General features: G+C 45.6%; 9 protein-coding genes. 5 read left to right on the top strand and 4 right to left on the bottom strand.

Annotated elements, in window-relative coordinates; genetic code table 11:
* Positions 1-21: 21 nt before the first annotated feature.
* Positions 22-2,727 carry a hypothetical protein gene (locus tag NWQ57_RS08870; protein WP_306021869.1) on the bottom strand — a complete coding sequence of 902 codons (2,706 nt, stop codon included), beginning with the start codon at positions 2,725-2,727 and terminating at the stop codon, positions 22-24.
* Positions 2,728-3,406: 679 nt separating this feature from the next.
* Between NWQ57_RS08870 and NWQ57_RS08875 the strand changes: the two genes are divergently transcribed.
* The 4 genes from NWQ57_RS08875 to NWQ57_RS08890 all read left to right on the top strand — a co-directional run bounded on the left by NWQ57_RS08875 (position 3,407) and on the right by NWQ57_RS08890 (position 10,105).
* A complete protein-coding gene (locus NWQ57_RS08875) occupies positions 3,407-4,609 on the top strand; it encodes a hypothetical protein (protein WP_372340905.1) in 1,203 nt (400 codons plus the stop codon).
* A gap of 2 nt (positions 4,610-4,611) precedes the next feature.
* Positions 4,612-7,101 carry a LamG domain-containing protein gene (locus NWQ57_RS08880; protein ID WP_306021790.1) on the top strand — a complete coding sequence of 830 codons (2,490 nt, stop codon included), beginning with the start codon at positions 4,612-4,614 and terminating at the stop codon, positions 7,099-7,101.
* A gap of 16 nt (positions 7,102-7,117) precedes the next feature.
* Positions 7,118-8,710: a hypothetical protein gene (locus NWQ57_RS08885; protein ID WP_306021791.1), complete on the top strand. Its 1,593-nt coding sequence runs from the start codon at positions 7,118-7,120 to the stop codon at positions 8,708-8,710.
* 426 nt (positions 8,711-9,136) lie between these two features.
* Complete coding sequence (locus NWQ57_RS08890) at positions 9,137-10,105, top strand: alpha/beta fold hydrolase (protein ID WP_306021792.1); 969 nt, start codon at positions 9,137-9,139, stop codon at positions 10,103-10,105.
* Here NWQ57_RS08890 and NWQ57_RS08895 read toward each other — a convergent pair whose 3' ends face one another.
* The gene (locus NWQ57_RS08895) at positions 10,106-11,629 is read right to left on the bottom strand and encodes a GAF domain-containing sensor histidine kinase (protein WP_306021793.1); all 1,524 of its coding nucleotides are present in this window, start codon (positions 11,627-11,629) and stop codon (positions 10,106-10,108) included.
* A gap of 345 nt (positions 11,630-11,974) precedes the next feature.
* Here NWQ57_RS08895 and NWQ57_RS08900 point away from each other — a divergent pair, with 345 nt between their 5' ends.
* Positions 11,975-13,411 (top strand): FAD/NAD(P)-binding protein, encoded by a 1,437-nt coding sequence (locus NWQ57_RS08900; RefSeq protein ID WP_306021794.1) that lies wholly within the window; start codon positions 11,975-11,977, stop codon positions 13,409-13,411.
* A gap of 14 nt (positions 13,412-13,425) precedes the next feature.
* Here the strand turns inward: NWQ57_RS08900 and NWQ57_RS08905 are convergent, their stop codons facing one another.
* Together NWQ57_RS08905 and NWQ57_RS08910 are read right to left on the bottom strand one after the other, a co-directional pair.
* A complete protein-coding gene (locus NWQ57_RS08905; RefSeq protein WP_306021795.1) occupies positions 13,426-13,851 on the bottom strand; it encodes a potassium channel family protein in 426 nt (141 codons plus the stop codon).
* 128 nt (positions 13,852-13,979) lie between these two features.
* The gene (locus NWQ57_RS08910; protein ID WP_306021796.1) at positions 13,980-14,138 is read right to left on the bottom strand and encodes a YqaE/Pmp3 family membrane protein; all 159 of its coding nucleotides are present in this window, start codon (positions 14,136-14,138) and stop codon (positions 13,980-13,982) included.
* Between the last annotated feature and the right edge of the window lie 34 nt (positions 14,139-14,172).

Consider the following 14,172-nt stretch of genomic DNA (forward strand, 5'->3'; position numbering starts at 1 on the left):
ATCCTTGTGACTGTTTATTCATTAATTTACCGGTGCCGCAAAGGGATTGTTGTAATATTGTCCACCTATATCTAACCATTCTGCAATAAGCTTTAATTCTACCGGACTGAGCCAAGTATAATGACTTCCACTGGCATTAAAGGGCAAGAAAAAATCCGCACTGGCGTGAGCGCCATTGACTGACATCGTGTTACTTACCGCCACAGTAGTTAATAGTGCTATGGGCTGGCCTACTTCATCTAAAATTAGCTCACCGTCTTCATCACGCTCAAACACGGTATCACCGTTGGCGTCGCTTACCTCAACCAATCGCTCAAGCAATAAGCCTTCAATGATCTCTTGCTCGTTGTCAGTGAACATCAGTTCACGATAACTGGTAAATTGGTCGGGATTCTCCGTTGAGGTGCTACTGCTCAAATCCAGTTGTGCCGCTGGCACCTGTGCCAGTTCGGCGGCATCGACCGGAGCATGACAGCTCGTGCAACGATGATTGTTTAATTCGCTTACCCCATCTTCGGCTAACACAGGACGCTCGGCGTCAAACAGGGGCTGAATGTGCTCTGGGTAATTAATTTGAATGCGGCACAAGGCTGTCCAATTGGTGGCACAACTCGGGGTAATGGGCAGTGGCGTGGTTAAATCGCCATAGGCCATAGTGAACCCCGCTGCAGGTGCTTGAGTGGCCGGGTCATTCCAAATATCGCTAAACTCAATATCAGCATTGGGGTAACTAAGACCATTCATGCGCCCCGCCGTTTGTGCCATGGTTTCGCCTAGTTCAGCGAACAAGGCTGGATTGGTATTGGGGAATGGCAGCCCGGTGCTGGCTGCCCCCTGATTAATGCTGCTGGCCTCTGCGTCAAAACGGCCATGAGCTGCGGTGCTAGCTTGGGTATGACAACCATTACAGCTGCGCACTTCACCTGGGGCAAACTGCAACCAATTTTGATGACGCTCACTCACGCGTTTACCATCACCATCAAGAATACTGAAAGCCACAGGCACATTAGCAGGTAAGGTCATCAATACTGAGCCATCAGGCTCGACCGGGACGTAACCAATAATTTCACGCATCAATTGACCCGTGCTGCGGCCAAAGGCTGAGTTACTGATATCACGAGTACTATCATCGGGCTGCGATACCGCTTTCACAACCCGTAAAAACCGCGCGGGGCGCTGAGCCACAGCGGTTTGCGTAGGATCGGCTAAGACAGCCAAACCTTGTGGCGAGTTATCTACCCCAGCAAAGTCATATACGCTTCGAATATGGACCTGTGCTAAGTCAGCCACGGCCAGCGCTGCGTCAAAATCAGCACTTTGCTGAGCATTGCCTGGAAAAGCGCGCGCTTGCATGGCAAGTACTTCGCTGTACATTTGTTGCTCTTGCGGCACAGCTACAACCAATTGAGTATTGTCGATGGGGTCGTACATCCACAAGCCATATAACAGAGGCGCGGCTTGAATGTCAGGCGTGGCCAGTAAGGCGGGCGTACAAGGTAAAATAGGTCGAGGCTCGCCTTCATCGACCGAAGCTTCAGGATCGTAAACTCGGCATTGGCTCCAACTAAACAAGATGCGATCACTGCCATCCCATAAGGGGTAAACCGCTGAAAAACGCCCTCCCGCTGACAGCGCACCATCAATTACAATATTGTCAAACAAAACGACTTGTTCAGCCGAACCATTGCCACTTTGCCCGGTAAGCGGTGTTTGACGGTCGATAAATTGCTGAATATTAATTTCGACAAAATCGCCGCCCCAATGCTCATTTACCACGGGACGAAGTGCACTCAGTATATTGCCACTGGGTAATTCACGTAGTTGACTGTATTGCAAAGCTTGGGTAGAGCGCTCACTTACGTGGCTGTGCCTGCCGTACATTAACTCTAACTCGCTGCCATCAGCATTCATCTGATAAATATTAACACTGTTGTTGTTACCGGCATTGTCCCAACGACTAAACAAAATTTTGCCTGAACTTAGTACCGTGGGGTCGAGATCATGACTTTGATTAAAAGAAATTTGTTTTATATCGCTGCCATCAGGATTGATAACATGCAATACCGACGCGGTTTGATTACGCCGCTCATCCAAGGCTTGGTATTGGGGTTTGTTTTCATCGAGTAAAATGGCTTGGTTAGCTTGTTGACGAGTAGAACTAAATACAATTCTTCCATCTGCTAAATAAACTGGCGCGGTATCTTGCCCCTCTTCAGCTAAGGCATCATTACTGATGACGCGTTCTAAGATGTCGCTCTCTAAGTGATACTGCCATAAATTCCAAGTAGCTTGCTCGTCCTCATCTGCCCCTTCAATTTCTGGGGCACGCATGGCAAATAGTAAGGTTTGGCCATCATAAGACACTTCTAGATCTTTAACATCGTAGGCGGCTAAGGGATTGTCGGGCGTAGCGTCTGCGATTTCTTGTGCACTAAAAAAAGCACGATCAGTGATATTGCGCTCGACCGCGGTGGCCGAAGCACGTGCTTTAATATATAGCGCCGCTCCTGGCACAAAATCATTTAAGCGGCGCAAGTCTTGACTGACTATCTCGCCATTTGCATCTAAGGGTAAATTGCGCTTAATAAAGGCTAATGGCACGTCGACCACAACCGGATCAGGCGCTTGATCATTGGGCAACACCTTATCACCACCACAACCTAAAATACTGTTTATGAGCAAACAACTAAGCAGTATCTTGATATACGTAGGGTAGGCATGAAACATAGTCACTGGCGTTTTGCGTCCTATCTGGTGCATTATGAAGTGTGCGTATTGCTGCTAAGACTACCAACCAACAAGCCAATGTAAACTGTCGTTAGCTTGCAACAAGTCTGAGCAATAATGCCATTAAGAGAGTCATATCCTGCCACGCTTAAAATATTCACTCAATTATCTACGCTAACATAAGTAATAAAATTTAATACCCAAGCAAACTAAAAAGTCACAAACGCAGATTACCCCGCTATTTTATTCTTAGCGTGTTAGCCTAAAACAAACAGTGCCTTATTAGTGACACCAAGCACAAAGTAAGCCCTCCCTTGCACACCAGCAACGCTAGGTGTTTACTAATTAGCTTGGCTGCAACAGCACATTTCTGCCGAGTCAGCGTCTGCTATCGACAACTAAAAACCCTGTTACTCGCATCGTTTAATGACCATTTTATTGATTAGCAGCTACTTAGTAAGGCTATCACCATATTGGTGCGGTATGTGCTAAAGCCATCGCGGCTTGCAGATGAGGTGGTAGTAAGCTGGCAATATCTGCGCTGTATAAGGTATTAGTAACTAGACCTATTGCTCATTGTTCATATTTACGCCACTTCAAATTAAGCCTTTAATCTATTTATTTACGCAGGAGCTTCAGTTTGAAAAAGCTAATTAGGCAACTCGGCTCGTTAGGCATCATGGGGGTGTTAACCACTGTGATGTTGTTGCTTGCTGGTCTGACTCTTTCCTCACCGTCATTGGCGGGTGAAAGAGAACAAGCCAAACGCATGCATGACCGCTTAACGGGCGTGCCGCCTTCTGCTGATGTCCTTGAGCAAATGAGTGTACTGATTGCACAGGGCCAAATTAATCAAGCTGCCTATTTGGCCATGAACAACCCAGCGTTTTATTCCGTGACCCTTAAAAATTGGGTTAGCCCTTGGACGAATGAAGAAGCGGATATCTTTGTTCCGCTCAATGACTACACCGCCACAGTCATTGGTATGGTCAGAGACGACATTGATTTTAGGCAGGTATTAGCGGGTGACATTTTATATGTGGCCAAAAACCACTATAACTTGCCTACGTATAGTATGAATAACAATGCTCTGTACCAGGCAATAGACGATCAAGGCCTCGACCTACAAACAGTATTAGAAGCCTCTAGCCAATCTGCACAAACCGGGCTGCCACCTGATGCCACTGCAGGTGTAATGACAACCCGCGCCGCGGCCAAAGCCTTTTTTAAAGATGGAACCAATCGTGCCATGTTCCGTTTTACCTTGATGAATCACCTTTGTACCGACTTAGAAGGCTTGAAAGATACGAGCCGAGCACCTGATAGAATTCGCCAAGACGTCAGCCGAAGTCCTGGCGGCGATAGTCGCATATTTAACAACTCCTGTGTGGGCTGCCATGCAGGCATGGATCCTTTGGCTCAAGCCTTCGCCTATTACAATTATCAATATGATGTTGATAGCGATCCCGAGGGTGAAAACGGCAATTTGCAATACCTCGCAGCCGGTCAGCAAGACCCACAAACGGGCAGTCGAGTGCAAGGTAAATACCATATTAATAGCAATAATTTTCCCTATGGATTTAGCACCGACAATGACAATTGGAGCAACTATTGGCGAGAGGGCCTTAACTACAACCTAGGTTGGGATCAACGTTTGCCTGCTTCAGGAAGTGGGGCCAAGTCCATGGGTTGGGAGCTGGCGAATAGCCAACAATTTGCTCAGTGCCAAGTAAGCAAAGTGTTTGAAAATGTGTGTTTACGTCGCCCGCAAGATGCGCAAGACCGCGCACAAATCAGTACCATGACGGCTCACTTTCAACAAAATAATTACCAGATAAAAGGCGTGTTTGCCGATTCTGCCACCTATTGTAAGGGAGAATAATCATGGCTAATAACGGGTTATTCTCACGTTTTTTTCATCGCCCTTATTTTTTATCGTGCACCGCAGTGGTATTTAGTACTTTGCTTTTAAGTGCCTGTGGCGGGGGCACAACTCAAGTTGTTCAAACGCCTATGCCTGCCCCCGTCGACACGTCTCCAATAACGTACTCAGGCCCTGTGGCGGCGACCGCCGATGTGCAACAATTTAAACTCGCCCTGTGGGATAACATTAGCGGTAAAGAACGTTGCGGTGCGTGTCATGTGCAAGAGCAGCAAAGCCCGTATTTTGCTCGTAACGATGATGTAAACCTAGCTTATAGTGCGGCAAACAATTTGGTTAATCTGCGATCTGCGCAAGACTCTAGTTTGGTTGCAAAGGTCGCTGGCGGCCATAACTGCTGGCTGGCCAGCGCATCAGCCTGTGCCGATATTATGACGACGTGGATCAACAATTGGGCTCAGATAGAAAACACCGCCAATAAAATCCAACTTGAAGCCCCAATGGCAAAAGAGCCAGGAGCGAATAAAAACTTCCCAGCCGATAGCCGTTTATTTAACGAGACGGTTTATCCCGTACTAGAAACCTACTGTGCAAATTGCCATACCAATTCAGCCTCAATTCCTATTTCTCCCTATTTTGCCTCTAGCGACATCGATGAAGCCTATGAAGCGGCTAAAGCGAGAATAGAGTTGGATACACCGGCTAATTCACGTTTTGTTGGTCGCCTTCGAGACGAATTTCATAACTGTTGGAGTGATTGCGCCAGTAACGCAGACGCGCTTATCACTGCAATTCAGGCCATGGCAGATGGCATTGATGTCACTCAGCTCGATGCGAGTTTGATAAACAGTAAAGCCCTTAGTTTATTTGAAGGCACCCTTGCCACGGGCGGCGGACGTTTTGAAAAAGACCTGATTGCCAAATGGGAATTTAAAACCGGCTCTGGTAGCACCGCCTTTGATACCAGCGGTGTTGAGCCGGCCATTAACTTGAATCTATCAGGTGGTTTTAGCTGGATCAATGGCTGGGGGATACAGTTGGTAAATGCCAAGGCGCAAGGCTCTACCAGTAGTAGTAAAAAATTACATGATCTGATTACCGCTACTGGTGAGTTTGCTATCGAAACATGGCTTGTGCCTGCCAATGTGACCCAAGAAGGACCTGCGCGCATCGTCAGCTATTCGGGAGGCACAGATAAGCGCAATTTTACCTTGGGTCAAACCTTGTATAACTACAATGCCTTGTTACGTACCGGCAATACCGACAGCAATGGGCAACCTGCACTGTCTACTGCTGATGCCGATGAAGTATTACAAGCGAGTTTGCAACACGTGGTGCTGAACTATGATCCCATCAACGGACGTCAACTGTTTGTCAATGGCGTATTTACCCAAGATAGCGACTCAATTGAAGCCAGTGATTTAAGTGCCTGGAATGATAGCTATGCCTTTGCTCTTGGCAGTGAAGTCTCAGGTGACTTTCCATGGGCAGGCTCTATTCGCATGGTCGCGATTCATAATCGCGTATTAAGCGCTGAGCAAGTCAGCCAAAACTTCGATGTTGGTATCGGACAAAAATTCTTTTTACTGTTTGATATCAGTGAACTAAGCGGTATCAACCAAAGTTACATCGTGTTAGAAACCAGTCTTTACGACAGCTACAGCTATTTGTTTAGCGAGCCGTTTTTTATCTCTTTGGATGAAAATGCTGATATAAGCACGCTAGCGTTAAAAGGCATGCGAATTGGTATTAATGGCCGTGAAGCTAATGTGGGCCAGGTATTCAAAAATCTAGATGTGAGGGTCAATAGCAATGAGTATGTTGCCGGTGAAGGCCAAGCCTTATCGCGCCTAGGCACCATTATTCCGCTGGAAAAAGGGGCTGAGCAGGATGAATTTTTCTTAACCTTTGAAGTAGTAGGTGAACAATCCAATGTTCGGATTGAAGCCCTACCCTCAGCGCCTGCGACCAGTGTCGATTTAGTACCTCAGGCACAAATTGGCATGCGCGATTTTGCTGAAATCAACGCCAGCATGGCGGCCACCACTGGCGTTTCGACCAACAACAGTTCGGTAAAAGCGGCTTATGAGCAACTCAAACAGCAGTTGCCTTCGGTCACGCAACTCGACAGTTTCTTAGCCTCCAATCAAATGGCGGTAACCCAACTGGCCATTAAATACTGTGATCAACTGCTTGAGAGCAGCAGCTTACGTGGTACGTTTTTTAGCGGCTTTGACTTTAACCAAGCGGCAAGCTCAGCGTTTATTAACCAAGACCGAGCCTTAATTTTTACACCTATTATGCAAGGTATTATTGGCCAAAACATTGGCAATCAGCCCGACACCAATGCGGTTATTAGTGAGCTTGATGCCTTAACAGACAAATTAAGCGATTGCTCAGGCGGCAAAGTATGCGATGCCAATTACACCAAAACCATTGTGAAAGCACTGTGCGCCTCAGCGCTGGGCAGTGCTGCCCTAACCGTGCAATAAGGCTGAGGAATAAGTGATGAACAAAACGAAAAAGCATTTTGGCCTTAACGAACCGCTTCGCCATGCTTGTCATAGTAAACCCATCTCTCGTCGTGATTTTATTGCACAAGGATTTATGGCGGGTTTAGGCACGTTTTGCAGCGGTTCTGTGTTGAGTCTTTTTGCCAATCCAAGTAAGGCTTATGCGGCCTTGTCTCCGGATTTAGAAGCCTTAAAAAGCAGTTGTGGCATTGCTTCACAAGGCGCAGGTAAAATTCCTTTTATTGTGTTTGATTTGGCCGGAGGTGCCAATATTGCAGGCTCGAATGTATTAGTAGGTGGCCGCGGCGGGCAACTCGATTTTTTAAGTACCGCGGGTTATAGCAAATTGGGCATACCGGGCGACATGGTGCCTGCGATTGCTAACCCGACCACCGGACTAAGTGATTTTATCAATACTGAATTGGGCTTAGCCTTTCATGCCGACAGTGCTTTTTTACGGGGTATACAAGACAAGTTTTCGGTCACTAATCGGGCCAATGTCAATGGCGCGGTTATTCCCGCTCGCTCTGAAAACGACACAGGCAACAATCCGCACAATCCCATGTATGGCATAAACAAGGTGGGCGCTGACGGCAGTTTACTAAGCTTGATTGGTTCACGTAATAGTGACTCCGGTGGCAACTCCATGGCGCCTGCCATGATGATTGACTCAAGTAAACGCCCCACCAAAATTGATCGTCCTTCAGATGTTACAGGTTTAGTGGATACTGGCGATTTAGTTGGACTCTTAAGTCAGCAAGACTCCGTGGCGGTCATGGAGTCTATTCAACGCATCAGTGCCATGAAACTGGGCAAGGTCAATAGCCAAATTACCACTGACGATGTGCTCAAAGATCTGGTCAACTGTGGTTATGTGAAAAGTGCCGATATTACTGATAGATTTGGTGATCCCTCTACCTTAAATCCAACACTGGATGCCGATTTGGTGGGTGACCAAGGTATTTTTAGCGAGGAAGAATTTGCCAATGAGGGAGAATATCGAAAAACGGCCTCAATGATAAAACTGGTGATTAACGGTTATGCCGGCGCAGGCACGATTACCATGGGTGGTTTTGACTACCATACTGGTGATAGAGCAACCGGCGAAACACGCGATTTGCGTGCAGGTCGTTGTATGGGTGCCTGTTTAGAATACGCCGCACGTAAAGGCGTTCCGCTAATGATGTATGTTTGCAGCGATGGGGCAGTGGCCAGCAATGGCATGATTGATGATTCCACCAACGGTCGAGGCAAAGGGGTGTGGACAGGAGACAACTCCTCAACGGCTGCGTCTTTTTTCCTTGTTTATAATCCCAGTGGCACACCTCAGCTCATCGGGAATACCAGCGACCAACAAGCCAAACATCAGCAAATTGGTTATATGCGCAGCGACGCTTCGGTTGAAACAGCCAGTTCTCCTGCCGCCAATAATGTTAACCTATTAGTCGAAACCGTGATTTTAAATTATATGGCACTACATGGCGAGCAAGGTCAATTTGCCACCCTATTTCCACGCCATGGTTTAGGTAATAGTGCTTTGCTCGATAGCCTAACGGCTTTTGAACCCATCGTTAATGGTGTGATGTAAAAACCAGACGAGTATAAAACAACCCGGTTGTGGAGGCAGCCTAAACGAGGCAAAATATACCCGCTAGGACGAGCAACAACTCGATAATTAAAACTCATGGTCGAATGTAACAAGGAATACGCAGTAATGACGCAACGAGCCAAGCTAGAATGTCGAACTAAAGCAGCACAGCAGAGCGAAAATCAATGTCCCCATTGGCCCAAGACACTCGTCAGTGCCGGAAACAGAAAAATAGTCAGTCAGAAACGCCCAGTTTTAGGCGAGCACTATAACGAGGGCTTAAGTTATACCCTAAGAAAAGTGCGGCTTTTTAGGCTTTAAACGCGCTTAGAGCTAAAAGCAAATTTTGCCTAATCGGCATAAATATTTCGAGAATGTTCGCCAATGAGCTACAGTCTAACGCTTCATTAATGTTGTCGTTGTTCTATGATGAAAAAAATTCTGCGTTTAATTGGCGTGATGTTACTTGTGGTGTTGCTTGCCGCTTTTGGCTACCGGGTTGTGCATAATCAGCCTGACCGCTCTGTCGACGAGCTTAGCGCCCGTTGGGCACCATCGCCTTCGCAGTTTATTGATATCAATGGCTTGCAAGTTCATCTGAGAGATGAAGGGCCCCGTGATGATCCTGCACCGATTATATTACTTCATGGCACTAGCGCGTCCTTACATACTTGGGACGGCTGGACACAGGCCTTAGTTGAACAGCAACATCGAGTAATTCGCTTTGACCTGCCCGGTTTTGGCTTAACCGGACCCGCTGTCGATAACGACTATCGTATTGAATCTTATGCGCAGACGGTGATGAATGTGCTCGATAGCCTCAATATAGAACAAGCCACCTTAGCCGGGAACTCCTTAGGTGGATATATTGCGTGGGCCACTGCCGTTCTGTATCCCAATCGCATTAAAAACTTAGTGTTAGTTGATCCTAGCGGTTATCCCTATGAATCCGAATCGTTGCCTTTGGCTTTTAAAATCGCTAAAACACCAATTCTCAATCAGATCATGCACGGCTTTTTACCCCGTTCGCTGGTCGCTAGCAGTGTTAGGAATGTATATGGCGATCCAAGTTTAGTCAGTGAAGAACTGATTGATCGTTACTTTGAACTGACCACCCGAGCGGGCAATAGAGACGCCTTAGCCGAACGATTTAAACAAACTCGTCCAGGCGCGATGGTAAAACGAATGGCAGAAATTAAGGTGCCTACCCTCATTTTATGGGGCCAAAAAGACCGTCTCATTCCTGCGCACCTCGCCGAACATTTTCACCAGGCGATCGACAATAGTCAGGTGCATATTTTTCCACTTCTTGGTCATGTGCCCCAGGAAGAAGACCCACAACAATCCGTTGGTGTGCTGAGTAAATTTTTAGAAGAGCACCGCACAAGCCAGTAGTTAATTGGATCGAGCGGGTAAATCTAAAGGCAAGGTAATAATAAACTCACTGCCCTTACCTAAGGTACTTTTCACCTGAATATCCCCTTGCAACTTTTTTACCACCAGATTGTGCACGATGCTTAATCCAAGCCCGCTGCCACCTTGACCTCGTTTAGTGGTAAAAAACGGCGTGAATATTTTTTCAAGTATAGGTTCACTCATGCCAATGCCGTCGTCTGCCACACTAATACGCACACACTTTTGTGCATATAACACACTAGCGTGTAATTTGACGTGCCCCTGTTCTCGACCTTCGAAGCCATGAATAATACTGTTTTGGATTAAGTTACTAATAATTTGAAATATTGAGCCTGGATGAGTAACAAACTCACCGTTTTGTTCTACTTGATAACTAATCTCAATGGGGGAACGTTTGTAATTAGGACTAATGGTATGCATGATTTCTTTGATGTATTGCTGTAGGTTAATTTGGCGGTTTTCATTACTGCCAAGATCCACGGCAACAGATTTAAAATCTCGCACTATTTCACTCGCCCTTGTTAACGCGGTCATGCTGATAGATTGCAAGTCTTTGGTAGTGGTGAAATAACGTTGTAAATCGCTGCGCTTTAAACTGCTGTGCTCAAAGGCCTCAAGTGTTTGTTTTAAACTGTCTTCACAGGTTGAAATAGAGGTAATCGCTATACCAAGTGGGGTATTAATTTCGTGTGCAACGCCCGCGACCAATTCGTTTAACGCGGCGAGTTTTTCTGCTTCAATGAGCTGTCTTTGGGTATCTTTTAATTCAGCCAGTGAAATTTCTAATTTAGCGGTTTTTTCGGCCACCAGCTCCGATAATCTCTCTTGGTGTTCAGCCAATAATAGTTCTGTTTCTTTATGTTCAAATACGATAGCAGCAATGTGGGCTTGAACCTCAATGTATTCGAGATCGCGTTTTGAGGGTGTTTTACGTTCTTCGTAATACATCGCAAACGTACCGAACACCTTTCCCTCGGCATTATGAATTGGCTGTGACCAGCAAGCCCGCAAATTGGCATCTAGGGCATATTGCTTAAACGGTTGCCAATTGGCATGTGTGGCAATATCTTCCACGATAACCTGGGTATTATTAAAGGCCGCAGAGCCACATGAACCGACACCGTCACCAATCTCTACTCCATTAATGGCATCGATATAAGCTTGCGGTAAGGAAACTGAAGCCACGTGAAAAAGCTGATTGGTTTGCTTATCGAGGCGTAAAACCGAAGAATGCATATCTGGGTGTAGCAGTTCTGCTTGTTCACATTGTAATTGCAAAATATCTTCAATATTGTTGCGTTTTGATAAGGCTTGCAGAATTTTATTACTGCTTAAAATGATTTGTTCGCGGTAAGCTTGAGAGTGTAATTGCGCCTCTAATGCTTTTATCTGCTGTTGAAGTTCAGCAACCGTCTCATTTTTAGGTGCTCGATTATCGGCTTGAGTATTTAGAGGGGGGATTTGGCTGATATTATCAGTTGGCTCAGCATGCTTAGAACTCATATTAATAGCCTCATTTTACAAACAGCAATTTCACCATGTTGCAAATAAGCAGCCACTTAGGTTTGAATTGCTCAATGCGCAAAACGTAAGTCATCATTTGCTCTATCAGACGAGTTTCGTATCGCGATAATACAGTGTCTCAGTGTGTTCAATCTTAGCCGGTTTGTCAAAGCACTTTATAGATGGGGGTACCATGCTTTTGCGTAGCAAAATATGTCCAGTTTAACCTTAAGTGGCAAATAAGTAGCCCTTGATCCTCAAGAAAGATTTTGCTCATGCCCTGTATCATTTTCTGCGCGTAGACGTTAATGTCGCTCAATCAGTACGTTAAAAAAAGTCCAAGAAATGCAATTTTCTTTGTCTGAAAAGTATACAGCCGACTATGTGATTATTGGCGCGGGAGCAAGTGGTTTGGCATTTGTTGATACGCTAATTAGTGAATCAAACGCCACGGTAATCATTATTGATAATAGACATAAACCAGGTGGGCACTGGGTTGACGCCTATTCATTTGTGACCTTACACCAACCTTCTGCGTTTTATGGGGTGAATTCTACAGAACTCAGTCAGGGCAGGATTGACCATGTTGGCTTAAATCAAGGCCTGAGTGAATTAGCCACAGGTGCCGAGGTTCAGGCTTATTACGATAATGTAATGCGAGATACCTTATTAGCAAGTGGCCGAGTGATATATCTGCCTCTGTGTGAGTACGTGGGAGAGGGGCGAGTTAAGCACCTTATCACGGGCTTTGAATTTACGGTGCAATACCATAGAAAATTAGTCGATAGTACGTATTATAAAACCAGTATTCCGGCTACTCATCAGAGGCAGTTTGCGGCTGCACCTGAGCTAACAGTGATACCGCCTAACGCCCTACCTACCGTGTTACATAATGCCCAGCATGGTTTTAGCCATTTCACTGTACTTGGTGGCGGGAAAACAGCAATCGATACCTGTCTATGGTTATTGCAAAACCAAGTTGCGCCAAGCAGTATTAGTTGGTTCATGCCCAGAGATGCGTGGTTTTTAGACCGTAAGAACACCCAACCCAGCGCCGAATTTTTTAGCGACTCCATTGGCGCACAAGCGAGTCAAATGGAGGCGATTGCGGACTCGACATCTCTGACCGATCTCTTTTTACGCTTAGAAAAAGCGGGCGTATTTTTGCGTCTTGATACGGGGGTATTGCCACAAATGTTTCACGGAGCGACGATTTCCCAAGCCGAATTAGCCCAGATAAGGCGGATTAAGCATATCGTGCGTAAAGGGCGAGTCGAATCCCTCAGTGCGGCCGAGATTATTTGTACTCAGGGCACAGAATCGCCTATAGCTCACAGCCTATATATAGACTGCACCGCCAGTGCGATAACTAATTTAACTGTCGAACCTGTTTTCCAAGATAATGTCATTAAACTGCAGACCGTGCGAGCTTATCAACCAACCTTTAGTGCGGCATTTATTGCGCATCTTGAATTATTGTTTGACGACAACGAGAAAAAAAATCAATTGAGTAAAGTGGTGCCATTACCGAACAACGTCAACGATTGGATAGAAATGACTTATCGAAATATGATGAATCAATTTTTCTGGTCTAAAGAGCCTGGACTAAAAGAGTGGATAAACAACCAACGGCTTGATGGTTTTTCACAACTGATTCGAGGCGTTAAATTTTATCATTTTGAAAAGTTAAAAATATTGAATCGTATGCGCAAAGCTGCAAAACCAGCCATAACAAAATTAAAAATCTACCGAGAACTGCTTAGCTCAACCAAAAATTCATAGCTTGTTGCGTAGTCTTATAATGTGCTCCAATGCTTCTGCATCTCAAAATATAAAAACGATGCGGTCCACGTTATTAACACTAGCCCTGTTAACGATTCAATGCCGGTTAAATAGCGCAGGTTTCCTATGGGCTCAATATCACCGAAACCGACGGTACTGAACACGGTAAAAGAGAAATAAGCACAATCCATTAAACTGCCATTAAAATTGCCTGTTAGCTTGCCCCAGCCCTCAGCGAGATTCATCAAGTAATAAGCTATGGCAAAGATCCAGATTTCTATGACGTGCGCGACCATGGCTCCGAATACGCCAAACACAATAGTGTAACTGTGTTTGATATTAAGACGAGGCATATACAAAACAATGCGATACAAAAACTCATAATGTACCATCACCACTATCGCCACAATTAAACTGTTAATAATAAACACAGAGAGCATTTATACCTCCTGAATGACCTTAGCACACACTAGATATATTCGGCGGTACTCGCTTGGCAACCTTAAATAATTAGGGGCGCCATGCTAACGATCATGGCGCTGAGTTTCAACGCCAGTAAAGCGTCACTTTATTTTGTGCATACCCACAAGGCATGAACAATGCCTGGGATGTAAAATAAGATACAAAGCAGAACGTTGATCAACAAATCTTTACCCACACCACTTTTTAGAAAAACCGCGATGGGTGGCAAAAATATCGCCAATATAATTAACACAAGTTTATTCATTTTATTTCTCTCTTTATGTGCAATAGCCGATATG

Source organism: Paraglaciecola sp. (assembly GCF_030730205.1).
Classification (GTDB): Bacteria; Pseudomonadota; Gammaproteobacteria; order Enterobacterales; family Alteromonadaceae; genus Paraglaciecola.

Excerpts from the sequence above, each read along its gene's own strand:
- NWQ57_RS08875 (WP_372340905.1), top strand. The coding sequence starts at position 3,407 with ATGGGGGTGTTAACCACTGTGATGTTGTTGCTTGCTGGTCTGACTCTT.
- NWQ57_RS08890 (WP_306021792.1), top strand. The coding sequence starts at position 9,137 with ATGATGAAAAAAATTCTGCGTTTAATTGGCGTGATGTTACTTGTGGTG.
- NWQ57_RS08905 (WP_306021795.1), bottom strand. The coding sequence starts at position 13,851 with ATGCTCTCTGTGTTTATTATTAACAGTTTAATTGTGGCGATAGTGGTG.
- NWQ57_RS08880 (WP_306021790.1), top strand. The coding sequence starts at position 4,612 with ATGGCTAATAACGGGTTATTCTCACGTTTTTTTCATCGCCCTTATTTT.
- NWQ57_RS08870 (WP_306021869.1), bottom strand. The coding sequence starts at position 2,727 with ATGTTTCATGCCTACCCTACGTATATCAAGATACTGCTTAGTTGTTTG.
- NWQ57_RS08910 (WP_306021796.1), bottom strand. The coding sequence starts at position 14,138 with ATGAATAAACTTGTGTTAATTATATTGGCGATATTTTTGCCACCCATC.
- NWQ57_RS08900 (WP_306021794.1), top strand. The coding sequence starts at position 11,975 with ATGCAATTTTCTTTGTCTGAAAAGTATACAGCCGACTATGTGATTATT.
- NWQ57_RS08895 (WP_306021793.1), bottom strand. The coding sequence starts at position 11,629 with ATGAGTTCTAAGCATGCTGAGCCAACTGATAATATCAGCCAAATCCCC.
- NWQ57_RS08885 (WP_306021791.1), top strand. The coding sequence starts at position 7,118 with ATGAACAAAACGAAAAAGCATTTTGGCCTTAACGAACCGCTTCGCCAT.